Origin of the sequence: Salinicoccus jeotgali (assembly GCF_039538805.1) — a bacterium.
GTDB classification, from domain to species: domain Bacteria; phylum Bacillota; class Bacilli; order Staphylococcales; family Salinicoccaceae; genus Salinicoccus; species Salinicoccus jeotgali.
This window is the reverse complement of sequence record NZ_BAABCK010000067.1, coordinates 1-23,761: the sequence shown is the minus strand read 5'-3', so window position 1 is coordinate 23,761 and position 23,761 is coordinate 1. Positions and strand designations below refer to the sequence as shown.

General features: G+C 46.8%; 22 protein-coding genes. 12 read left to right on the top strand and 10 right to left on the bottom strand.

The genetic code is table 11. The annotated features are described in order from the left end of the window. Nucleotides 1-38 precede the first annotated feature (38 nt). A complete protein-coding gene (locus ABD734_RS10315; protein WP_344704009.1) occupies nucleotides 39-3,050 on the top strand; it encodes an efflux RND transporter permease subunit in 3,012 nt (1,003 codons plus the stop codon). A gap of 42 nt (nucleotides 3,051-3,092) precedes the next feature. Here ABD734_RS10315 and ABD734_RS10310 read toward each other — a convergent pair whose 3' ends face one another. Beyond that, complete coding sequence (locus ABD734_RS10310) at nucleotides 3,093-3,986, bottom strand: cation diffusion facilitator family transporter (protein ID WP_344704007.1); 894 nt, start codon at nucleotides 3,984-3,986, stop codon at nucleotides 3,093-3,095. A gap of 53 nt (nucleotides 3,987-4,039) precedes the next feature. After that, the gene (locus ABD734_RS10305) at nucleotides 4,040-4,882 is read right to left on the bottom strand and encodes a prephenate dehydratase (protein WP_344704005.1); all 843 of its coding nucleotides are present in this window, start codon (nucleotides 4,880-4,882) and stop codon (nucleotides 4,040-4,042) included. Between the two features lie 429 nt (nucleotides 4,883-5,311). Here ABD734_RS10305 and ABD734_RS10300 point away from each other — a divergent pair, with 429 nt between their 5' ends. The 3 genes from ABD734_RS10300 to ABD734_RS10290 all read left to right on the top strand — a co-directional run bounded on the left by ABD734_RS10300 (nucleotide 5,312) and on the right by ABD734_RS10290 (nucleotide 9,141). Then, the gene (locus tag ABD734_RS10300; RefSeq protein WP_344704003.1) at nucleotides 5,312-6,373 is read left to right on the top strand and encodes a D-alanine--D-alanine ligase family protein; all 1,062 of its coding nucleotides are present in this window, start codon (nucleotides 5,312-5,314) and stop codon (nucleotides 6,371-6,373) included. A 59-nt stretch (nucleotides 6,374-6,432) separates the two neighbouring features. Beyond that, nucleotides 6,433-7,659 carry a peptidase T gene (gene pepT / locus ABD734_RS10295; protein ID WP_344704001.1) on the top strand — a complete coding sequence of 409 codons (1,227 nt, stop codon included), beginning with the start codon at nucleotides 6,433-6,435 and terminating at the stop codon, nucleotides 7,657-7,659. 93 nt (nucleotides 7,660-7,752) lie between these two features. Further along, nucleotides 7,753-9,141 carry an MDR family MFS transporter gene (locus ABD734_RS10290; RefSeq protein WP_344703999.1) on the top strand — a complete coding sequence of 463 codons (1,389 nt, stop codon included), beginning with the start codon at nucleotides 7,753-7,755 and terminating at the stop codon, nucleotides 9,139-9,141. 36 nt (nucleotides 9,142-9,177) lie between these two features. On the opposite strand, the gene ABD734_RS10285 is transcribed toward ABD734_RS10290, so the two are convergent. After that, nucleotides 9,178-10,638 (bottom strand): DHA2 family efflux MFS transporter permease subunit, encoded by a 1,461-nt coding sequence (locus ABD734_RS10285; RefSeq protein ID WP_344703998.1) that lies wholly within the window; start codon nucleotides 10,636-10,638, stop codon nucleotides 9,178-9,180. 76 nt (nucleotides 10,639-10,714) lie between these two features. Next, a complete protein-coding gene (locus ABD734_RS10280; RefSeq protein WP_344703996.1) occupies nucleotides 10,715-10,885 on the bottom strand; it encodes a hypothetical protein in 171 nt (56 codons plus the stop codon). A gap of 268 nt (nucleotides 10,886-11,153) precedes the next feature. On the opposite strand from ABD734_RS10280, the gene ABD734_RS10275 reads away from it, so the two are divergent. Then, nucleotides 11,154-13,211, top strand: a complete 2,058-nt coding sequence (locus ABD734_RS10275; RefSeq protein WP_344703994.1) for a copper-translocating P-type ATPase — start codon at nucleotides 11,154-11,156, stop codon at nucleotides 13,209-13,211. Between the two features lie 68 nt (nucleotides 13,212-13,279). Here ABD734_RS10275 and ABD734_RS10270 read toward each other — a convergent pair whose 3' ends face one another. Then, on the bottom strand, nucleotides 13,280-13,876 hold the full coding sequence (locus tag ABD734_RS10270) for a YdhK family protein (RefSeq protein ID WP_344703992.1): 597 nt from the start codon (nucleotides 13,874-13,876) through the stop codon (nucleotides 13,280-13,282). 184 nt (nucleotides 13,877-14,060) lie between these two features. Between ABD734_RS10270 and ABD734_RS10265 the strand changes: the two genes are divergently transcribed. Together ABD734_RS10265 and ABD734_RS10260 are read left to right on the top strand one after the other, a co-directional pair. After that, complete coding sequence (locus ABD734_RS10265) at nucleotides 14,061-15,464, top strand: sensor histidine kinase (protein WP_344703990.1); 1,404 nt, start codon at nucleotides 14,061-14,063, stop codon at nucleotides 15,462-15,464. After that, nucleotides 15,442-16,113 (top strand): response regulator transcription factor, encoded by a 672-nt coding sequence (locus tag ABD734_RS10260; protein WP_344703988.1) that lies wholly within the window; start codon nucleotides 15,442-15,444, stop codon nucleotides 16,111-16,113. The genes ABD734_RS10265 and ABD734_RS10260 overlap by 23 nt, the downstream gene beginning before the upstream one ends. Before the next feature lie 199 nt (nucleotides 16,114-16,312). On the opposite strand, the gene ABD734_RS10255 is transcribed toward ABD734_RS10260, so the two are convergent. Then, nucleotides 16,313-17,833: a multicopper oxidase family protein gene (locus ABD734_RS10255; protein WP_425568412.1), complete on the bottom strand. Its 1,521-nt coding sequence runs from the start codon at nucleotides 17,831-17,833 to the stop codon at nucleotides 16,313-16,315. A 170-nt stretch (nucleotides 17,834-18,003) separates the two neighbouring features. Between ABD734_RS10255 and ABD734_RS10250 the strand changes: the two genes are divergently transcribed. Then, on the top strand, nucleotides 18,004-18,228 hold the full coding sequence (locus tag ABD734_RS10250; RefSeq protein WP_344703985.1) for an SHOCT domain-containing protein: 225 nt from the start codon (nucleotides 18,004-18,006) through the stop codon (nucleotides 18,226-18,228). A gap of 93 nt (nucleotides 18,229-18,321) precedes the next feature. Here the strand turns inward: ABD734_RS10250 and ABD734_RS10245 are convergent, their stop codons facing one another. Next, on the bottom strand, nucleotides 18,322-18,807 hold the full coding sequence (locus tag ABD734_RS10245; RefSeq protein ID WP_344703983.1) for a GNAT family N-acetyltransferase: 486 nt from the start codon (nucleotides 18,805-18,807) through the stop codon (nucleotides 18,322-18,324). Nucleotides 18,808-18,871: 64 nt separating this feature from the next. Then, on the bottom strand, nucleotides 18,872-20,056 hold the full coding sequence (locus tag ABD734_RS10240) for an NAD(P)/FAD-dependent oxidoreductase (RefSeq protein ID WP_344703981.1): 1,185 nt from the start codon (nucleotides 20,054-20,056) through the stop codon (nucleotides 18,872-18,874). A gap of 221 nt (nucleotides 20,057-20,277) precedes the next feature. On the opposite strand from ABD734_RS10240, the gene ABD734_RS10235 reads away from it, so the two are divergent. Further along, entirely contained in the window at nucleotides 20,278-20,748 is a 471-nt protein-coding gene (locus ABD734_RS10235; RefSeq protein WP_344703979.1) for a DinB family protein, read from the top strand. 118 nt (nucleotides 20,749-20,866) lie between these two features. Here the strand turns inward: ABD734_RS10235 and ABD734_RS10230 are convergent, their stop codons facing one another. Continuing rightward, on the bottom strand, nucleotides 20,867-21,535 hold the full coding sequence (locus ABD734_RS10230) for a type 1 glutamine amidotransferase domain-containing protein (protein WP_344703976.1): 669 nt from the start codon (nucleotides 21,533-21,535) through the stop codon (nucleotides 20,867-20,869). A 119-nt stretch (nucleotides 21,536-21,654) separates the two neighbouring features. On the opposite strand from ABD734_RS10230, the gene ABD734_RS10225 reads away from it, so the two are divergent. Together ABD734_RS10225 and ABD734_RS10220 are read left to right on the top strand one after the other, a co-directional pair. Then, complete coding sequence (locus ABD734_RS10225; RefSeq protein ID WP_344703974.1) at nucleotides 21,655-22,458, top strand: class I SAM-dependent methyltransferase; 804 nt, start codon at nucleotides 21,655-21,657, stop codon at nucleotides 22,456-22,458. Between the two features lie 44 nt (nucleotides 22,459-22,502). Further along, nucleotides 22,503-22,934, top strand: coding sequence for a GNAT family N-acetyltransferase (locus tag ABD734_RS10220; RefSeq protein ID WP_344703972.1), 432 nt, complete (start codon nucleotides 22,503-22,505; stop codon nucleotides 22,932-22,934). Between the two features lie 56 nt (nucleotides 22,935-22,990). On the opposite strand, the gene ABD734_RS10215 is transcribed toward ABD734_RS10220, so the two are convergent. Beyond that, nucleotides 22,991-23,134: a hypothetical protein gene (locus tag ABD734_RS10215; protein ID WP_344703970.1), complete on the bottom strand. Its 144-nt coding sequence runs from the start codon at nucleotides 23,132-23,134 to the stop codon at nucleotides 22,991-22,993. Nucleotides 23,135-23,452: 318 nt separating this feature from the next. Here ABD734_RS10215 and ABD734_RS10210 point away from each other — a divergent pair, with 318 nt between their 5' ends. Continuing rightward, on the top strand, nucleotides 23,453-23,608 hold the full coding sequence (locus ABD734_RS10210; RefSeq protein ID WP_344703968.1) for a hypothetical protein: 156 nt from the start codon (nucleotides 23,453-23,455) through the stop codon (nucleotides 23,606-23,608). Nucleotides 23,609-23,761: the final 153 nt, after the last annotated feature.

Here is a 23,761-nt window from a genome sequence, read left to right as displayed (position 1 = left end):
GATGATCATACCACCATAAAAAGAGACGAGGCAGAAAAATGAAACGTATTTATGAAATGGTCCTAGAACGAAGCCTTCTATTCATCATTTTGATAATCACCATTTCACTCTTTGGCATCTACACTTTTCTGACTGTTGAACAGCGGGAAATACCGGAGACTGAGGTCAATATCATCAATATCACTACTGCATGGCCCGGAGCCGACAAGCAGGATGTCGAGAGCAGTATTACCGAGGTCATCGAATCACGGATATTCAGTGTGGCGGGTGTGGAGGATGTCTCTTCCGTTTCGCAGGATGACATATCAGTCCTCAACTTGCAGCTGTCCAACTCGGCAGATGCCGAATCCGCATTGAATGAAGTGAACAATCTTATGGGAAGCCTGGCTGGCAGTTTTCCGGAGAATGCAGCCGAACCTGAAGTTGAATCCATCAGCAATGCCTTTCCCTTACTCAGCTACCAATTCCATAGTGGGGATATGGCAAACCTCTACGATATAAGAAGCGATATAGAGAAGTTGAAGCGAGAAGTCGCCCAGATTGATGGCATCGATGGTGTGACCGTCAAAGGATACACGGACAAGGAATTTGAAATCGAATTGGATCGGGAAGCGATGACGGCAGCCAAAGTGAATCCAAATCAGATATTGAGCGAAATCAATGCTTCACTGAACCCTGTCGCGCTTGGTCAGGAGGAAAGTGATGGAAACATCATCCGTCTATCCTTCGAAGATGGCACACCGCTTGAAGTGCTTGGACAAGTCAGAATCGGCACAGAAAGCACGCCGCTGACCGAAATCGCCAACATAGAAGAAACTATGGGCAATCCGGAAGATATAGTGGAATATGAAGGGGATAGGGCCGTCTCCTTTACTGTCTTCTTGTCGAAGGGGCAGGATGTGCCTTCTGTATCAAAGGATGTAGAGGCGGTTGTTGATGAGCGGATATCTGAATTACCGGATACGGTTGATGTGACGACACTGTCTTCAGAACGCGAAAACGTAGAAGATATATTCGTCGGCCTCTATTTGTCCCTTGGCATCGCCCTGGTCGCAGTCATCTTGAGCACATCTTTAGGACTGTCGCTGATTGGCTCAATAACTGTAATGGCTACCGTACTACTGTCTGTGATCATCGGCATCATTCCAGTGCCATGGTTCGGCGTCGATCTGAACCAGATATCCATCATCGGGCTAATCATCGCGCTTGGTATACTGGTCGACGATTCGATTGTAGTGAACGATAATATCGAGCGCCGATTCACTTTGGGGGATGATCGGTTGAATGGTGTCTATAACGGCATCAAGGAAGTGGCACCATCCGTTATCTCATCCACACTCGCGATCGTCTTCACATTTATGCCGCTGCTGCTGTTGTCTGGGGCAAATGGCGATTTCATCAAAGCGCTCCCCAGCATATTGATCACCACAATGATCGTGTCCACAGTTTTGGCACTGACTTTCGTGCCGGCTGTACGCTATCTTCTTAACCGTAAAAAAGTACCTACTCACCCGGGGCTTTTGGGCCGGTTGTTTGCAAAGGGCGGAGACCTGTACGCCGACAAGTTTCTTCCCGCAATCATCAAACGCCCATTGATCACATTTCTGGCGGTGCTTGTCATCGGCATACTATCAATTGGCCTTGTGCGTTTCACACCGTTCGAATTCTTTCCTGAGGCAGACCGCTCTGAAGTGACGGTCGATTTGATATTCGATGAGGAACAGACGATTGATCAAACGCATGATGATGCAAATGAAGTCGTGGACTATATGACTTCAGAAATGGCGCACATAGAAGCGGTATCGCTGTTTACAGGGACAGGTCTGCCGAACCTTTTCGGTGCTTCCCTTGACCAGTCCGGTGCGAATACAGCACAGGTGGCGCTGGAAATAGATAAAGAACAGATCAGTGCCTCGGAAACGATCAATCAGTACGAAGATCAGCTGCGGGAGGCCTTCCCGGAAGCGACGATATTCATGGAGACCACCGTCCAGGGGCCACCAGCCGGTGCACCGGTTACAGTTGAAATCTACGAAGAGGATTTGTCGCTTCTGTCGGATCAGTCCACCAAGCTGAAGACAACGCTTGAAGAACAAGGTGCGCTTGTCACGACGAATCTCGGTGAATCTGTACCGACACTCAACTACAGTATCGACTACAAAGCGCTTGAAGAAGACGGGATATCCGTATCGCAAGTCAAGAACGAACTGAATATGCTGTCCCAAGGCATTCCGATTCAAGACATCATCGTAGAAGGTGAAAAGCGGAGAACAACATTGAAATATTCGAATGCCTCTGAACTAGAAGATGTCGACATCATCAAGATGACAGGGGAGCAGCCGGAAACATTTCCGCTGACCGATTTTGTTGAAGTCGAGGAAACGGAAGACTATAAGTACATCCATCATCAGGACGGGGACCGGGCAGCAGAATTGAAAGTCTATGTCGATGATGAAGCGGCTGTAAAGGAAGAAATAGCCTCTTTCAGTGAAAATCTACCCGACTCAAGTGAACTTATCGTCGGCGGTGAAACATCTGACCAGACCGACTTCTTCGTGGAAATCGGAATATTATTTGCGGTCATACTGGTACTGGTGTATCTGGTTATCGCAATTGAATTCAATTCGATCGTCATGCCGCTGATTATAGTATTCAGTATATTCCTGGCCATCAGTGGGGGCATCATCGGTCTATTCGTAACACAGACACCAATCAGTTTCCTCGGTGTAATGGGGATGGTATCACTATCCGGTATCGTCGTCAGGAACTCCGTCGTATTGCTTGATTTCATAGAAGCAAGGCGTAAGAGTGGAACCTTCGCTATAGAAGAGGCAATCTATGACAGCGGGCGGGCACGGTTCAAACCGATTGCGCTGACGACGCTTACGAGCATCATCGCCCTGACACCGGTCGCACTCTCAGGCGATGTACTGTTCGTGCCGTTGGCTGTAACCGTTATTGCAGGCATCGCATTCTCGACTGTCCTATCGCTGATCGCCACACCAAGCCTATATTACCTGTACTACAAGGTGCGTTACAGGAAAGGTTGAAAAAACGCCGGATGACTGAGAGTCATCCGGCGTTTTAGCTTTTCATCCACGCTTCTCGTGCGTGAAGACGATTGTAGTCCAAAGGTTCAAAGGCAGTTCTTGAAGTCGTTCTTTGAGCTGATAACGTATATGATCCATAGTTCTGATGTCGATTGGGTTGCCCTGGGGAACGACATAATCGATTTCTATGTATAGCTTACTTCCCATTTTCTGGAGGCGCATATCATAGGAATCAAAAGAATAGGTGTTGCCGAGTTCAGCCACATGACCAGCCACTTCTTGTGAAATGACATGTTCAGGCGCCATCTCAAGCAACTCCCTCAATGCACCATACATTTCCGACAGCGGTACCTTTATGAAATAGCCGGCTACCAACAGCACCATCAGTGGATCTACAAACGGCACAATGAAATCAAGTGGTGTAAATGCAAGGCCCCAACCTATGATGAAACCGACGAAGACACCAAGGCTGAGCAATGCATCCATATGCCATTGGTTCATTTCCGCCGCAATCAATTCACTATCCTTGCCATACTTCCTGAAATAGAAATAGGCGATGAAACATCCGACCGTAGAAATGAATGCGTAGATGACACCTGACGACATGGCGACTTCATTTCCACCCGTAACTAAAGTGGCCAGTGCCTGTACAAGCGAAATGACGATCAGCACAAGGATGCCGAAGTATTTGATGACGATCGTCAATGGGATGAAGCTTTCCTTGCCGAAGGGAAACCGCTCTGGATCTTCTTTTTTGATGAACCGCAGTGCAATCATGGAGATGAATGACAAGATGACACTGATGAACGAGTAGTACCCGTCGAACTGTATCATCTGGCTTTTTGCGATGATACCCCACACGATACCGAGTACAGCAAAGGCGATGGCGCCAACAATCGATATGATGATGAGACGTTCTGCATTATTTTGTTTCATATGTAGTCCTTCTTTCTTGTATTCCCTCCGATTATACTATAAAAATGACTCGATCAGAACTGAATGTCCCCATAACAGGGGACCGCGCCTTTACTGTAGGCTCCAAGCATGTTGATGTATCTGCCCGCTTTCCCTACATCATGCAGTGCACGATTTAGTACATCACCCGTACCGGTCTCGACATCGATGAAGAAGCCATAGGAGAACGGTTTATGTTGGATGGGCCTGGAAGTGAGGTTCAATAGGTTGATGCCGTGCGTGCTGAATATGTTCAGAATCTCGTTTAGAGAGCCGGCACTATGATTCGTTTCGATATAGAGGGAAGTCTTGTCTCCACCAGCGTCCTGAATCCGCCCTTTCCTGAAAATTAGGAAGCGGGTTGTGTTCAGGGGATTATCGCTGATGTTTTCGCTGATGATGTGCATATTATAGAGTGCAGCCGCATGGGCTCCAGCTATGGCGGCCATAGTGTCGTCCCCGTCATGCTTAACCATCTGTACCGCTTCTGCCGTATCAGAATATTGGTGGGGTTTGATTGTCGGATGGTCATTTAAGTAGCCATGGCACTGCTCCAGCGCCTCGGGGTGCGAGTAGACATGCTGGACTTGCTCTATGTCCATCGGCATTCTGGAGATGAGGGCATGATCGATTTTGATGTATATTTCATCCACAGCACTAACCTCCAGATATTTCATAAGGTCGATCGTCCGCGTAATGGGGCCGCTGGTGGAATTCTCAACAGGCAGGGCAATGTAATCGACCACGTCCCGCATCATGTCGTCGACCAGAGATTTAAACGTTGCATATCCTTTAGTCGTGTAGGCCGCTTCGCCCATGAACGCTTTGCATGCAAGAGCACTGTAAGCCCCTTCTGTACCTTGATATCCAATCAACATAATAATCCACTCCTAATATGATAATAAAAAAACCATCCTATCTCCTGTTCCAGGAAATCCGGATGGTTTTGGTATGAGTAGCCCAGCCATACGGATTGCCCGATGGCCGAATGTGGAAATATCCACTTCAAATAGCCATCTTGGATTGAGGGCGTCCACATCCGTAATGGCATATGGACGCTATCTAAAATGGCTGAAAAAGAAAATATTCAATTGATTTGATGTGTACATCTTCATAGAACACACTCGTTTCATCAATAATGCATCCATGTTACCAGCCAGTTTATAAATTGTCAATATATTCGGTAAATTTATGGTATCATCAGCTTTAAAATCGAATATAAATTGAAGAAGTCGAACGCACTCTGTGATAATATTAAATTGTCATTCTAGAATATGATGTAGTGCAATGTAACGAGGAGTGTTCATATGGAAAAAATGAGTATAGGTATATTATATGGCGGACAGTCGACGGAGCACGAGGTCTCCATGCGTTCTGCTGCGAGCGTGCTGGAAGCTTTGGATAAAACAAAGTACGATGTCAGCCTGATCCACATCACGAAAGAAGGCGAGTGGCTGCTTGCTGACCACAATGAAGAAATTGAAGCATTGGTGGACGGTGAGAATGCTGTACAGTTATCCATCCTGCCGTCACAGCAGTTCAACTCACAAAAAGGCGCCTGCCGTTTTGATGTCATGCTTCCGATACTGCATGGTACTGCAGGGGAAGATGGGGTTGTGCAGGGTGTGCTTGAAATGATGGGGATACCGTATGCAGGGTGCAACGTGAGGAGTTCCGCGGTATGCATGGATAAAGATATGACGAAACGCCTGTTGAAATTGGAAGGCATCCAAGTTGCAGACTGGGTGGTGTATCGATATGATGAAAAAGAAGATGTCGATTTCGACATCGCAAAAGAACAGCTTGGTCTGCCGATGTTCGTCAAACCTGTAAACCAGGGATCTTCAGTCGGAGTATCGAAAGTCACCGATAAGGCATCATTCGACAAAGCAGTGGCTCTGGCTTTCCAATTTGATACGAAAGTGATGGCTGAAAGCGCGGTCAACGGCCGGGAAATCGAGGTATCCGTTTTAGGTAATGCGGAACTGACAGCGTCAGTGCCTGGTGAAATTGTTGCCAATACCGACTTCTATTCATACGAATCGAAGTATGAGGATGAAGATGGGGCAGCTCTTGAAATACCGGCGAAATTGCCACTCCAGACATCTGATGCGATAAGGCGGACAGCACTTGATGTGTATCGGGCGTTGGATTGTGAAGGAATGGCGCGTGTCGATGTCTTCCTGACCGACCAGGATGCCGTCATCGTCAACGAAGTGAACACGCTGCCCGGTTTCACGAGCATCAGCATGTATCCGAAGCTGCTTGAAGCTTCAGGCATTGCCTATCCGGAATTGTTGGATCAGCTGATCAGCCTGGCCCGTGAACGATCTTCAAGGGAAAAGGCATTGAAGACGGATTTGATGTAATCCCGGAATGGTATATAAATATCAATCACAACATTAAAACAGGATTGGGGATGGGAAAAGTGAAGAAACAATTGGCAGAGAGATTGATGCGGTATGCGAAAATCGATACGCAGTCGGACGCTTCAAGTAAAAGTGTGCCCTCTACGGATAAACAGTGGGAACTGATCAGGCTACTGGAAGCAGAATTGCAGGAAATAGGGATGCACGATGTCGAGGTGGATGACAAAGGCTACCTGATGGCGACTTTGCCGGCTAATGTAGAAGATGCACCTGTAATCGGCTTTTTGGCTCATGTGGATACAGCGACAGATTTCACCGGCCAAAATGTCAATCCGCAACTTGTCGATTATCAAGGTGGGGACATCGTCCTGAGTGAAGCGAAGGATGTCGTATTATCCGTGTCCGAGTTTCCGGAACTCGAGGGTTACATAGGACATCAACTGATGACCACTGACGGCACAACGCTGCTTGGTGCCGACAACAAGGCGGGAATTGCAGAAATCATGACTGCCATGGAGCATCTCATCAAACATCCTGAAATCGAACATGGCACCATAAGGGTCGCATTTACACCGGATGAGGAAATCGGACGGGGCCCCCGCGATTTTGATGTCGAGCGGTTCGGTGCCGACTTCGCCTATACAGTGGACGGCGGCCCGTTGGGTGAGCTGCAGTATGAGAGTTTCAATGCAGCATCTGCCGTCGTTACATTCATCGGCAACAGTGTGCACCCTGGTACAGCGAAGAACAAGATGGTCAATGCAGGGCGTATGGCGGCTGAATTCATCACCCGTTTCGATCGGGAAGATACGCCTGAACATACAGAAGGCTATGAAGGTTTTTTCCATCTCACCAATGTCGCCGGTGACGTTGAAGAAACAACAGCCACCTACATCATCCGGGATTTCGATGCAGCGCGCTTTGAGGAACGGAAAAAGGAAATGGAATCCCATGTAGAAGCACTCCAGGCCCAGTACGGAGAGGGCCGTGTGCATTTGGACATGGCCGACCAGTACTATAATATGCGGGATAAGATCGAGCCGCGTATGGAAATCGTAGAGTATGCGAGAGAAGCTATGGAGTCGTTGGATATCGAACCGGTTATCCAGCCGGTAAGGGGTGGGACGGATGGTTCACAACTATCCTATAAAGGTCTCCCGACACCGAATATATTCACCGGTGGTGAGAACTTCCATGGGAAATTCGAATACATCTCTACTGACAATATGGTAAAAGCTGCGTCTGTAATCGTCGAAATCAGCAGGAACGCAGCTTTACAAAAATGACGTTGCGCTGTAGAATGTCATGATGACGATAAGTGCTTTTGCCGTCAGGCAGAAGTACTATTTTATGTTTTAGCAATGAAAGAGGGATAAATAATGGCTAATGAACAGCATCCCAGTGCAACAGTCAAGCGGCTGCCATTGATGGCTGTCCTTGTCTCTGGTGCTTTTGCTGCGATATTGAACCAAACGCTTTTAGCCACTGCTATCCCACCGATTATGGAGGACCTTAACATAGAGGCCGATCTGGCCCAGTGGCTGCAGTCCATATTCATGCTGGTCAACGGTATCATGATTCCAGTCACAGCATTTTTGATCAATAAATTTACGACACGAGCACTTTTCTTCACAGCAATGGGACTGTTCGGTATCGGTACACTGGTTGCTGGGCTGTCCCCAAACTTCGGAGTGCTGCTGATGGGCAGAGTGCTGCAGGCATCCGGTGCCGGGATCATCATGCCATTGATGCAGACCATCATCTTCCTGATATATCCACTGGAAAAAAGAGGGCAGGCCATGGGCATATTCGGACTTGTCATCGGCTTTGCGCCGGCTATCGGTCCGACGCTTTCGGGCTGGTTTGTAGAACAGTACCCTTGGCGCGGATTATTCTTCATCATCCTGCCGATCGTCATAATCGACTTGATTGTGGCATACTTCATACTTAAAAACGTTACGGAAAGGACGAATCCGAAACTGGACGTGCTGTCCATCATCCTGTCGACATTCGGATTCGGTGGCTTGCTCTACGGTTTCAGCATCGCTGGAGGTGCGGGCTGGACGAGTGCGCCTGTACTCCTGTCAATCGGCTTTGGCGCTATAATCCTATATCTGTTCATCAAACGCCAGCAGAAGCTGGAACAGCCAATCCTTGAATTCAGGGTCTTCAAGAACAAGATTTTTGCCCTGACCACAGCACTTGGCATGATCGTCTTCATGTCCATGATTGGTGGGGCTGTGCTCCTGCCCATACTCATGCAGGACATGATGGGCTTTACAGCATTAGAATCCGGATTGATGCTCTTGCCGGGTGCCTTGATTATGGGAGGGATGAGTCCTGTCACTGGTAGGCTGTTCGATAAATTCGGCGCCCGTTGGCTGGCAATCATCGGTCTATCGCTTGTGACCCTGGGGTCACTTTTCTTCACCTTCATCCGGCCGGAGACATCATTCCTCTACTTGACGACGGTCAACGCATTCAGGATGTTTGGTGTTTCGATGGTGATGATGCCTTCCACCACGGCAGGCTTGAATCAGCTCTCTTCGACGCTGATTCCACATGGTACCGCCATGAACAACACGATGCGCCAGATTGCGGGTGCGGTGGGGACTGCCTTGCTTGTCTCCATCATGACAAATACCCAAGTGCCATCTGAAGGTATGCAGGGCATGATCCAAGGGGTAAACTACGCGTTCATGTTCGCGACGTTTCTCTCAATAGTCGGACTGTTTCTATCATTCAGGTTGAAGAGTCCAAAAGCATGATGATGAAAAAAGCTAGCCCATCGGGCTAGGCTTTTTTTAATCCTCTTCTATTGGACGTGCTTTTGTTATGCCGTCTTCCAGTATTTCATCCGTGGTGACCCGCTTAAGCATAAAGGACAGGCCTAGTGCCACCAGAAGCATCAATGTGGCGATCAGGAAGGCGAAATTTATGCCGTCGAGCATGGCCTGGTTGATGACAGCTTCGTCAGTTGAGGAAACACCCTGCAGTTTTGCATTCATCCTGTTCTGCATGATGGTGATCAAAAGTGCTGTACCGATGGCGCCAGATACCTGATTCAACATGCTGTTGATGGAAGAGCCATGCGGTGTCAATTTTGGCGTCAGCTGGTTCATACCGTTGGTCATCACCGGTGTCATGACAAGCGTCATGCCGAATGCCCGGATCGAGTAGAGCATGATCAGGAAACCATAGCTGGTGTCGAAGGTCAGCCGGCTGAAGAAGTAGGTGGTTATGATAGTCAAGAAGAGACCGGTGATTGCGAGCCGCTTCGGCCCGAACATGTCGAAGAGCTTACCAGAGACTGGGCTCATAAATCCCATGATCAGGGCGCCTGGTAATAACAGGAGCCCAGTATCAATTGGCGATATCCCCTGGATATCCTGAAGATAGATCGGCATGAGGATCATGCCTGAAAACAGCGCCATATTCATTGTGCCGATGAGGATGGAGGACAAGGTGAACATCGGAAACTTGTAGACTGAAAAATCGAGCATCGGTCGTGCCATATGGGTCTGTTTACGTACATAAAGGAAGACACTGATGAACCCGACAACAAGCGTGATGATGACGTCAGGACGCGTCCATCCACCATTTCCCGCTGAACTGAAGCCATACAGTATCCCGCCAAAACCAAGCGTTGATAGGATGACTGAAGGAATATTGATCTTTATAGCATCTTTAGTTTCTGTTTTAGGGAGTTTGAACCATCCGATTGTAAGAACAACAAGCAACACTGGAACCATCATGAAAAACAACATATGCCAGGAAAAGCTTTGGACGATGAATCCCGATAGGGTCGGGCCGATGGCCGGTGCAAAAAACATGACCAGGCTGAATAGGCCCATGGCCGTTCCGCGGCGGGCAGGCGGAAAGCTCGTAATCATGACAGTCATCAAGAGCGGCATCAATATTGCTGAGCCTGACGCCTGGATCATCCGGCCAATCAGCAGAATGTAGAATTCGGGCGATAGCCCGGCCACAAGTGTACCTGTCAAAAAAAGCAGCATGGCAGCCAGGAATAGTGTTTTGGAACTGAAGCGCTGCATCAGAAAAGCAGTAGTTGGGATGACTATACCACTAACAAGCATGTAGGCAGTGGATACCCATTGTACAGTGGATGTCGTGATGTCAAAGTCATTTTTAATGGATGGCAAGGCGACATTCAAAAAAGTGTTGGAAAGCAGTGCGACGAAGGCACCGGAAAGTAATATAAAAATAAGACGATAATCCGGTTTCTGCTGTATATTTTGTTCCATTGAATCCCTCTATTTCTCTAAAATCAATAGTCCTATTATATTCCGATTTACGAAATAAGCAAGGGATTCCACTCGGCTATAATCGATTATCGATGGTGATGTAGATATAGAATCCGATTGTAATACCGAGCAACAGTGAAACCGGTATGGCGAAACTGCCGAACGATGGCGCAAGTGAGGTGAGCAACCAGTAGATTGCCAATGTAACGATGCCCATCAGAATGAGGCTGAGTAGAAAACGTGTCACTATACGAGTCTCCTTCAAGTTTATTTGGATTAGGTCAGCATCGAAGCTATCCGAAAATAGGTGCAGTAAAAAGATATCAATGCATAATATTGATTATATAGAAAAAAAGGTCGAATTCAATCGTCCAGAAATAGTAGGTGATGGCTAGATGGTTTAAAGAGCATCGATTGAGTGGCTCAAGTTAGATCTTCATATTTTAAGAAAACACTTGGAATAAATACCTATATAGGGTATAATAAAAGTGAAATGAATAGAAGGAGTGATTGGAATGGCGGATCAAAATAACGAATCCCATGATCATCACGACACTAAGCATGCGCATGATCACGAGGGCGGACACGACCACGGTGGTGGCCATAATCATGGCGATCACGATCATGGAGATATGGTGGCCGAATTCCGCAGGAAGTTTTTCATAATACTTGTCGTGACGATTCCCATAATGTTGTTGTCACCGATGATACAGGGGTTCATGGGAGTCGACTGGCGCTTTCCAGGAGACATGTATATCTTAGCTGCGCTTTCGACATTCGTCTATTTCTATGGAGGTTGGCCTTTCATTAAAGGCGGCATAGACGAACTTAAAGAAAAAGAACCGGGTATGATGACATTAATCGGAATGGCGATCTCCATCGCATTCTTCTATAGTATGGCAGTCGTCTTCGGGTTTAACGGGGAACAGATATTCTGGGAACTGGCGACTCTGGTGTTGATCATGCTGCTTGGCCATTGGATAGAAATGCGCTCCATCAGCAACGCATCACAGGCGTTGGAATCGCTGGCCTCACTGATGCCGAACACCGCAAACCGCATTTCTGCTGACGATGAGGTAGAAGAAGTCGCGGTGGATGATCTGCAGACTGGCGATCTGCTGCTTGTCAGACCCGGAGAAAAGATACCCCTGGACGGTAAAATCGTTAAAGGATCTTCCCAAGTGGACGAGTCAATGCTTACAGGGGAATCTGTACCGACTGAAAAGACAACTGATGACGAAGTGATCGGCGGATCCATCAATAAAGAAGGTTCCCTCACGCTCAAAGTGGAAAAGCTGATGGATGACTCCTACTTGAATCAAGTGATTGAAATGGTGAAGGCGTCCCAGGCTACGAAGTCGAGGACGCAGGATATTACGAACCGGGCCGCCAAATGGCTATTCTATATCGCTTTGGCAGCTGGCATCATTACATTCTTCGTATGGATCGGTATCGGAGCAAGCATTGATACTTCAATCCAAAGGATGGTTACCGTGATGGTCATCACATGTCCGCACGCCTTAGGACTCGCGGCGCCGTTGGTCATTTCAGTGTCCACCGCCCTGTCCGCTAAGCACGGATTGCTTATACGCAACAGACCACAATTTGAACAGGCACGGAACATCGATGCTGTAATATTCGATAAGACGGGTACATTGACCGAAGGTGAATTCGGAGTCACGGATATGCAAACATTCGGCGACATGGATGAAGATACGATGCTGAGTTTCGCAGCAACTGCAGAAAATGATTCGGAGCACCCGATTGCTAGAGGCATAATCGACGAAGCATCAAAGAGGGAACTCGATCTGTACGAAATGAAGGATTTCAATTCCATAACGGGTGTAGGAATTGAAGGGACAATCGACGGCAAAAATGTGAAGGTCGTGAGCCCCGGATATATTAAGGAACAGAAAATGGAATTTGATGATGACAATTTCAATACTTGGTCGAGCCAAGGTAAAACGGTTGTATTTCTAGTCATCGATGAGTCGTTGGCAGGCGCAATCGCTTTAGCGGACAAGATAAAGGAAAGTGCAAAAGAAACGATCGATCAATTGCACAAACGTAATATAAAAGCCATGATGCTCACCGGAGATAACCAAAAAGTGGCGGATTACGTAGCACAGCAGATTGGCATCGATGAAGTCTATGCAGAAGTGCTGCCGGATGAAAAAGCCAAGAAAATAACGGAAATCAAAGAGCGCGGGTTGGTCGTCGCAATGACGGGGGACGGCATCAATGACGCACCTGCGTTGACCGAGGCGGATGTCGGCATTGCGGTAGGCGCAGGCACCGATATTGCAATGGACAGTGCAGACATCATACTGGTTGAGAGTAATCCAAAAGATATTCTCGGTATATTCAGCCTGTCTAAGAAAACTTTCAATAAAATGGTCCAGAACCTGATATGGGCAACGGGTTACAACGTATTTGCGATTCCATTGGCAGCAGGAGTGCTCGCACCATGGGGCATTGTACTGAGCCCAGCTGTCGGTGCGATACTGATGAGTTTGAGTACGATCATCGTCGCAATCAACGCCCAACTCCTGCACCGCTTCGAAATGGAATGATGAACCATGTTGGATACAAAGAAAGCGCCCATCCTAAAAGGATGGGCGCTTTTCCAATCATCGGCACTTTATTTTTCCTCAGGTGAAGCGAGTTCACTTTCGACAACCCATTTATGGTTCTCGACTTCCTCATCGGTATCGGTGGTTGTAAAGTCGACCATATAGACAGTCGTCTGTTTAGCTGAATCGATCGTGGCTTCAGCACCGTTCATACCGACCATATGCCGTGCATTCATGACGACCTCATCACCTTGTTCAAGTGGCGCATCACCCGGGTCCTCCAATTCTTCATGGATCACCCATTTATGGTCTTCAACCTTATCTCCGCCATTTGTAGGGATATAGGAGACCGTATAGACAGTCGTATCAAAAGCGCCGGAGATGGTTGCCTCAGCACCATCCATGCCTGACATATGATCAGCCTGGATGATGGCAGTGCTGCCTACTTCAAATTTTGGCTCATCTGCTTCCTCCAAACCATCAGGCACTTCCCCCGAGCTGGACATCTCGTCTGCAGAGTGCTCCATGCCGCTACTTTCTTCAGACTGTGGTTCAGTAGTCTGCGATTCGCCGCTGTCACCGCTTGTGTCTCCTTCACCACAGGCCGTCAATGTAAGAACAGCAAATATGGATAGAAAACCTAATGAAATCCTATGTTTCAACATGCAATTCCTCCCGTATATATTATTCTAATATACCTTACCTGCGTATTTTGCAGTTTATGTGCAGATTTTTAAAAATTAAGTGGTGGATAATGTGATGGGTGATAAAGAACCTGCACAAAAAATCAACATGTGGCAGCTATAATCTGTACGGAAGTAAAATAACCAACTGAAAGAAGGAGCCACCATGCTGAATAAATTATCGCTTAAAATCGGGATGTTATTTTTCCTTGTGGTATTCATTGTTGAAGTCATCCTGTTTTATATTTTATATGTGAATCTGGTGGATGACCGGGTGGAGGAAGTGATGGATGACCTGCTCTCAAGGGGCAACACCCACAGGGACGTACTTGAAGAGCACTATAATGCCACCACACTTGAACATGTGGCGATTATGGAATCAGAATCGGATTTCAATGTGGTGATCACAGACCAGGAAGGGGACATAGTCATCCATTCCAACCCAGTTGAGGCGGAAATGGCTGAAGTGATCGACCATGTGGATGACGAGCGCATATCCGGGGAGGAATCTATTCTGGTATCGGATTGGTCGGAAGAAAAATATGTGTCAACAGCGAGTCCGCTCATTGAAGATGGTTCACACAACGGACATGTATTCATGTTTGCTGATAGTGCCGATATAAAAAGGATCATTGATCATTTGAGCCGTCAATTTCTTTTTGTCGGACTGTTGACCATCGTCTTGACCATCTTGACCGTGCTCGTCCTGTCACGGATCATCACCCAGCCTGTCCTGACGATGAAAAAAGCAACGGAACAATTGAGCCGGGGAGACCATGAAGTGGTACTTTATCCTCACCGTAAGGATGAGTTCGGAGAATTGGCTGCTGCCATCACCCGGTTGTCTGGAGATTTGGAGCGGCTGAAGAACGAGAGGAATGAGTTTCTCGCCAGCGTCTCCCACGAATTGCGTACACCTTTGACTTATTTGAAGGGTTATACAGACATTCTCAGGCGGGAGGATCTGTCCAAGGAGGACAGAAGGAAATATCTTACCATAATCCAGGAAGAAACCATTCATTTGAACGGGCTTATCAAAAATTTATTTGAACTGGCCAAAATAGACCAGAATGAGTTCGCCATCAAGAAAGAGGCAGTTGCATTCGATGACCTGATTTCAACAGTCATAGCACGTATCGAACCTGCAGTCGATAAAAAGAATATAGAACTCACTTTCTCTTCTTCAGGGGAGCTGGAGGCCGTCGTCGATCCAAAAAGGATGCAGCAGGTGTTTTTGAATATATTGGATAACGCCATAAAATATACCCCGCCGGCGGGCAGGATTGGAGTATCAGTCACCGGAAGCCGGAATGAGATCATAACAGCCATTTCGGATTCTGGTATAGGGATTGACCAGGCAGATGAACCGTATGTCTTCGAACGGTTGTATCGTGCAGAAAAATCGAGGAGCAGGCTGCAGGGGGGCGCAGGTCTTGGCCTGACCATAGCCAAAGAAATCGTCGAACTGCATGGTGGACAGATCAGTGTACAGAGCACCCCAGGGGAAGGCACCGTATTCACCGTATCTTTAGAGAGAGGAGATCTATATGAAGAATGTATTGCTGATTGATGATGAAGAAAGGATGCTGGAGCTTTTAAGCTTATACCTGCAGCCGCACCGCTTCAAATGCACTAAGGCATTGGGCGCTGAAGCGGGGTTGAGGGCCTTGGAAAAAGAAGTTTTTGATGTGGTGCTGCTCGATATCATGATGCCAGGGATGGACGGGTTCGCCCTTTGTGGAGAAATCCGCCGATTCTCTGAAGTGCCGATCATCATGGTGACGGCCAGGGAACAGCAGAGGGATATCGTCAAAGGCCTCAGCCTGGGCGCGGATGACTACATTACAAAACCATTCGATGAAGGGGAGTTGATTGCGCGCATCAATGCGTTGTTAAGGCGGACGAAACCAACGACCCAAATCAGGGTGAGTGGGTTGGTATGGGATGAGGAACAATTTGAGTTGTCATACAATGACGAGGAGATCAGATTGACGCCAAAGGAATTCTCATTGATCGGGATGTTGATGAAAAACCCGGGAAGGGTGTTTCCACGTGAGCAATTGATTGAACTGATATGGGGGATGGAGTCTGAAACGGAAGGGCGTACAGTGGATTCGCATGTCCGGAACATACGCGATAAGATAAGAAGGGCCGGATTTCCATTGGATGAATACCTTCAGACAGTATGGGGTGTCGGCTACAAGTGGCTTAAGAAATGAATAAAGTAATCACCCCCAAAACTCATAGGGGAGCATAGGTGTAGCGTGTTGAAGAGGGAATTGAAAAAGCAGCAGTCGGCCAGATGTTTTTCTGGTCGGATTGCTGCTTTTTTGATAGTGCTTCTGATAATCTGACGATGGATGCTGCAGATTTTGACAATATCGGACAATTCGTGTGGATCAGTAGTCAAGCTCGATATCATTCAACCTTTATCTGACCCATCATCCCGTTATCTTCATGCTCAAGGATGTGGCAGTGGAACATATAGACGCCCTTATCATTAAACTGGACTGCCAGTCTGACGGTTTCATCTGGTGAAACAGAAATGGTATCTTTCCATCCGCGCTCATTTCTAGGAGGTGCTTCTCCATCTCGGGAAAGGGTTTTAAACTGTGCGCCATGAATATGGAAAGGATGGATCATCCCGCCCATCATATCGGGTTTATTATATATCTCCCAGACTTCAGTGACGCCTCTTTCCTGTGTGAAATCAATCCTCTCAGGGTCGAATTTCTTGCCGTTTATCGTCACCATATCCATCATGCCGAATAGTTCGACTTCCTTTGTCACCGGCAAGTCTTTTTCTGCCTCTGTAACTGAAAACTGGTTCATTTTATCCGGTATATCAATCTCGGCTGCTGCTTCATCCGTCACTTCAAAGGGCAGCAGAATATCATCCGAATCATTGACCAGCGCGACATCTCGCTCATCATCGATTTTGGAGAAGTCGATGACGATTTCCGCCCGCTCGGAAGGAGTGAGTGTCAACTCTTCCATTTCCACTGGTTCGTTCAGTAGCCCTCCATCGGTGGCGATCTGCGCAAAAGTATCTCCTGTGTTCATCTTAAAAGTATAATTGCGTGCATTGGAACCGTTCAATAGCCGCAGTCTGACCTTTTCTTGGCCGACGGTCAATTTTGGATTGACAGTACCGTTGATCAATGAGACATCTCCAACCGTCCCGTCTTCATTCATCACTGCGTCATAGTTAAGCTGCTTATCCTCATCAAATGTCCTGTCCTGGAAAATCAGTGGGAAGTCATTTTTCCCGTAGTCATCAGGAAGATCAAGTTCTTTTATATTTTCATCTTCTATATAGATCAGTCCAGCCAAACCTTTATATACCTGTTCTGAAGTATCACCATCCGGGTGGGGGTGGAACCATAGTGTCGCGGCTTCCTGGGTCACTTCAAACTTGATTGTATCTTCTTCACCCGGCTCGATTACATTATGGGGGCCACCATCGGCCTCTCCGGGAATCTTCAGGCCATGCCAATGGAAAGTGGTGCCCACATCCAACTCATTAATCAGGTTTATGGTCACGGTCTCTCCCTTTTCAAATTGCAGCACCGGTCCTAGGAAGTCTCCATTATAACCGTAGGTCTGCGTCTTTGTACCGTCGAATATTTCGGTTTCTCCCATTTTGGCACGCACCGTATATTTGGTTTCTTCAGTGCTGTCACTTTTTAGGACAGGGGGGATGTTCAGCTCGTTGTCTCCGCTGGAACTGTCCAGGGCGGCTACATCATCATGATCCATATGCTGATTGCCCATTCCCCCCATTCCCATTTCGCCTCCTTGTGGAGATTCGCTATTTCCATTCATGGAGTCGTCATGCATCCCCATCTTTCCATCCGAATTCTGCCCTGGAGCTTCGCCTGCCTCACTGATTCCGCAGGCTGATAAGATGATTACAAGTGCTAGGGCGAATGCGCCCATTGCTGAAGACTTTCTATCCATTTATCATAAACCTTCTTTCTGTTCCATGAAATTTTTTGTTGCGCTCAGCTATCAGGATAACCCAATAGTTTCGAGAAACTGTGCACAATTCATGCACATTTTTGGTGTATCATGGACAGTAGGATAAATTGAATGGAGGAGGACATAGAATGATGCACGGTTATGGTATGGACGGGTTTTTTGGATTTGGCTTTTTCGGACTGATCATCGTCATTGCGATGTTCCTTATACTCATCTGGGCACTGAGGGGGAATAACAGAAATAATAGTCAGCCGACAGAGAATCGTGCGCTCGATATACTGAACGAACGCCTCGCCAAAGGTGAAATTTCAGAAGAGGAATATGAGCGCTTAAGAGAGAAAATAAAAAATTAACGACAAAAAACATTCGGGAACCTCACATAGAGGCACCCGAATGTTTTTTTGTACGCGCCTGCGATGCAAGGCACGTTGCATATTCTAATTCCATTAAACATGGAGGGTCATCAGTACGGTCTTCAGGATGTGGCCATCGAAATCATCGTCATATTCCTTGACCGTCTTGAACCCTCTGGCATCATAAAATCGTCTGCCAACCATATTTTCCTTTTCTACTTCAACATAGATGTTGGTTATACCTTCAATCTGTTCCAATCCGTATTCCAGCAATAGAGTACCCACACCCTTATTCTGCGAGTCCGGGTGCAGGTAGATGGCGTTGAGTACGATCTTTCCTTCTGTGTCAGGCTGGGTGAATTCGGCAAAGCCAATTACTTTTCCGCCTTCTACTGCTACGAACATATGCGATTGGGCAAGTTTACGGTGCATCATGTCATTGCTGTAGGCCATGTCTAAAAAACGCTCCTGGACACCAGAGGGGATGATCCCCTCATATGCCGCATGCCAGCTGGCGGTGGCAGTCTCCTGTACAACTTTAATATCTGAATTCGTCATTTCACGGATCTTCGGGCTCATGGTGTCCACTCCCATATCTAATATTTTATTCTGTTCCAGTAAACCAGTGCAGCTGATGCCGCTGCTACATGCGCCCTTTCATCATACCGTGCCAGTACATGACCGGCAGGCCGTATTTCTTCATGAGATACATGCTCCTTCTCTCTTTAGCCTGGTTGAAGGGGAAAGTTTCAGAAGGTACATTATCATATTTGAATTCCGCCATGACAAGTGAGCCATAACCTGTGACTAGAGGGCAGGAAGTATAACCATCGTATCTTCTCCATGGCGCGTTATTCTTGATCAGGGCGTGTAGGTTGGAGACGACTACAGGAGCCTGCTTTCTGATTGCCGCTCCCGTTTTTGAGGTCGGTAGGTTGGAGGCATCACCCAAGCTGAATATATTTTTGAACTTCTTATGTTGGAGTGTAGATGCATCCACATCGACCCAGCCTTCCGCATCTGCAATGGCGCTGCCTTTGATGAAGTCAGGCGCACTCATGTAGGGGACAGCGTGGATCATATCATAGTCCAGTGTCTCGGTCTCGCCGGTCTCCACATGTTTGAAAGTTGCTTTTTTATTGGGTCCGTCTATTTTAACCAGATCTTTTTTAAAGCCGGTCTTAATGTCGCGCCGTTCTATTACAGCGTCCAAAGTCCTGCTGTATCTTTCGACGGGGAAGATGGAAGGGCTGGCTGACATGAACATCACTTCAGAGTCATCGCGCACGCCTTGCCTTCGGAAGGCATCTTCTGCAAGATACATGATCTTCTGGGGCGCGCCCCCGCATTTGATGGGGGAGGCAGGGTGGGTAAAGATGGCGCGTCCTCCTGTGAAGCTGCTGATCATTTCCCATGTGTATTGGACATGTTCATAGGAATAGTTGCTGCATATGCCATATTTTCCAAGCCCATCCACCAAACCTTCAATTTTATCCCAGTCAAGCTGAAGTCCCGGGCAGACTATAAGATAGTGATAGTGCAGTTCAGCGCCTGATTGCGTTTTAACACGCTGTCCATAAGGATCGATTTCCAAGGCGGCGTCTTTGTACCATTTAACTCCTTTAGGAATCAGGTCGGCTTCCTTGCGTCCGGTTTCCTGCTTCGTCACCTCGCCCGCACCGACCAAGGTCCATAGAGGCTGGTAATAATGATCCTCTGCAGGATCCATGATTGCGATATCCAGGGTATGTGACAACCGTTTTAAGCGGGCAGCCACAGTAATGCCGGCTGTACCCCCGCCGATGATCAGAATTTGATGATGTTCCATAAAAGGCACCTCCAAAATGTAATACGATGCTCAGAGACGATGTTTGAAAACGTTTACTTAAAATCATTATCTCTTTACCAAGGTGAAAATGCAATCGGCCGGAAATCTGTGCAAGTGAAAATGGAAGATGCGCGGGTTGGAAGAATTCATATGAATAAAATCGCAGTGAACGGGTATGTAAAGTATAGACGGAAAGAAAAGAAATTGGAGGTACAACATCAATGGCTAAAGAATTATTGCTTTTTGAATTGAACACTGTACGCAATTGGACGACCGGACTCTTTGATGAAGTAAATGAAGAAGATATGCATCACATACCTGAAGGTTTCAACAACAGCCTGCATTGGCAATTCGGGCATGTCGCTGCAATGATGGAAATGGTGACGGCCGCTGTGACGGACAAAAATACAGACGCCTATAAAAGGTATGCGAAGTATTTCGGTACAGGCACAAGCCCAGATGACTTCGATGATGACACACCAGACACTAAAGAAATCGAAGCATTACTGCGCGGTCACATGGCTCGCCTTGAGGATATGGAAGAAGAAGTACTTCAGGAAGATCTCCCACGTGAATTCATGGGCATGACCAAACGCTTTGAACAGGTTGGATTCATTGCACTCCATGAAGCGATGCATGTAGGCAAAATGCAGGAAATGAAGCGTGTATTGGATAATAGGGGAGTCTCCTAAGATAGACCGATAAAATGTTGAAGGACCGGCATCCATTTGGATGCCGATCCTTTTTTTCTGATGCCATCAGGATTCCAGAGGATAAAAATAGCCGGCCCGAAAGGCCGGCGTATAAATGTTATTTTCCAAGTTTATCTATGACTGCTTGGGCAGCGGCTTCAGCTGAAGCAGGGTTTTGTCCCGTGATGAAGTTGCCGTCTTTTACGACATGTTCCTCCATCGCTTCTCCAACTACGAATCCTGCACCGTTTTCTTCCAGCTTGGATTGGAGTGCAAAGGGCATATCGTCGTAGAGTTTCATGGCTTTCTCTTCTTCATTTGTAAACCCTGTCAGCTTGACGCCATCGACCACATATTTGCCGTCTTTCGTCTTGGCATCTGCAAATGCTGCCGGGCCGTGGCAGACTGCTGCGATCGTGCGGCCGTCATCTTTGAAGAACGCAAGGATATTTTGAATATCTGCCTGGCCAGGGAAGTCATACATTGTGCCATGCCCTCCGGCGAAGAAGATTGCATCGTAGCCTTCATAGACCATGTCTTTGACACGTTTAGTGTCTTGAAGCAGCTTGATGATATCTTTCTCATTCTCGTTCTGTTCACCTTCTAGGGAATTTGGATCGAGCGGTACTGACCCGCCTTTCGGTGATGCGAAGTCCACTCTATAACCCGCTCCCTGGAAAACATGATACGGCTCCGCCGCTTCACTCAGCCATAATCCTGTTGGCCTACTGTCATCATTGTTTATCGTTCCATGGTTGGTTACGATGATCAATACTGATTTACTCATAGTGATATCCTCTCCTTTCTATTTGATTTACCCTTATCATGTTATACTTAATCTTAAATGGAAACTAGAGTTTTAAATGGATCCATTTATCAATCATATCTTCATATGGGGGTAGGAAAATGCAAGTGGATTTTGGCAATGTGGCGGACAATTACCTTAAGTATAGAAATGATATTCCAAAACGTCTGGTTACGGAATTGGAGATGCGTGAAGTCGTCATTTCAGGCAGTAAAGTAGCAGAACTTGGCGCAGGACCTGGCCTGCTCAGTAAAATGCTCAGCGCACGAGGTGCTGTCATAGATGCTGTGGAGCCCTCTACTGAATTGATTGAAGCTGGACGAAGACATATTGGAGATGAGCTGGAAGTCGTCTTCAGAGAAGGATATGCTGAAGACACGGGATTGATCGATAAAAATTATGATATCGTCACGGTCATGCGCGCCTGGCATTGGTTCGATCGGGAAGCGACTATTAAAGAAGTTCAGCGGATCCTAAAGCCTGGTGGGCATCTGATCATCATGGATTCAGGGTTTACCTCCGCATCCAAAATCGTCAAAGAATCGATGAAGACGATACAGAACTATTCACCAGACAGACAGATCCGGCCAGCAGGCACAAAAGATAATGCGACTCAGATGATCAACAGTTTTCCGGTTGAGTGGTTTGAGGAATGGAAATCTGCACGTTTTGATCTAATGGAACTGTTCAAGATCGATTATGATGTAAAGTTCACCAATGAAGAGTGGATCGGCAGACTGTCCTCTGTGTCTTGGGTGGCAGGAATGAAGGAGAAGCAGCGGAAGAACACATTGGCGCGTGTAGCCTCATATCTGGAAGAACACTTCCCCGATACGGTACACACGATCCCCCATATACTCAGTGTCGCTATACTGAAGAATAAAAATATAAAAAATGACACATGAGCATTTTGATTTTGCATCATGGATGATAGTAGGGAGGAAATGGCATGTGGCACGTTAGATCGTTTGAGGAACTGGATGTTGCTACACTGGAGGAGATATACCGGTTGAGGACTTCAGTGTTCGTAGTCGAACAGGAATGCCCTTATCAGGAAGTGGACGGCAGAGATCCGGAATGCACCCATATCTATAAGAAAGATGACTCAGTCATCGCAGCCTATTTGAGGATTGTGCCGGGAAAGCCGATTGCGATCGGTCGGGTCATCGTCAGGAAGGACCACAGGAAAAAAGGCCTTGGCAAGGCACTGATGGAGCAGGCGATGCAGTATGTAGGAAAAGTCCATCCAGGTGAGAAGGTCTATCTACATGGCCAGGCTCACTTGGAGAGGTTCTATCAGCAGTTCGGTTTCCGGAAGACTTCAGAAGTGCACTTGGAAGACGGTATCCCCCATATCGATATGACATACGAGACGGACTAGGCATGAAGCCTGGTCCGTCTTATTTTGTATTGAGCCAACTGTCTGGGAATAGGGCGTCAGTCATCCGCACCATCATCCAAGTCATCAGCTTCCTCCTGACTTTCTTCTGGGTCATCCATACTGTCATCTTGTGAATCCCCGCCACATGCACCGAGTGCAAGAAGGAACGACATGGCAAGAAGAAGCATCCATTTTTTCATATTGATTTCTCCTCCCTAAGATAATGTATATTCAGAAAATACCCCTTTAATGCATTAGAGAAACAGGAAACCGGTTGCATATGTATAACAATTCAAATAAAAGCATAAATTATTGATAGTCTTTTTCAGTATGAAATTATATTACATTATATTTTTACGTTATTAGAATTGTTTAAAAATTATCAATATATTTACTTTGGTAAAAACATCACAATATACTTGATAAAGTACTGGTATAATGGTATATTATATACATAACAAAAGATAATTAAATATTTATATATAAATTATATTACAAATTTACAGGAGGAATTATTAATGTTTTCAACTGACCGTATTACTGCCGAACTTCGCCTTGAAGAGTACAAGAAAATAGCTGAAAGTTATTCTCACCTTGCCGAAAAGGAAGAAGAGAAGGAACCACGCACTAAGAGATCAATCTTCACAAGATTTCTAACTAGAAGAACTGCATAATAATACAAGAAGGCCGTCCCTGATAAGTGATCTGAACCCTACCAAGTTGACAGATGAAATAATATAAATGTTTCCCGCCTGAGAATGGAGATTCTCAGGCGTTTTTCTATGCCGCCAATGCCCTGAATTCCAGCGGACTCAATCCCTTGAATT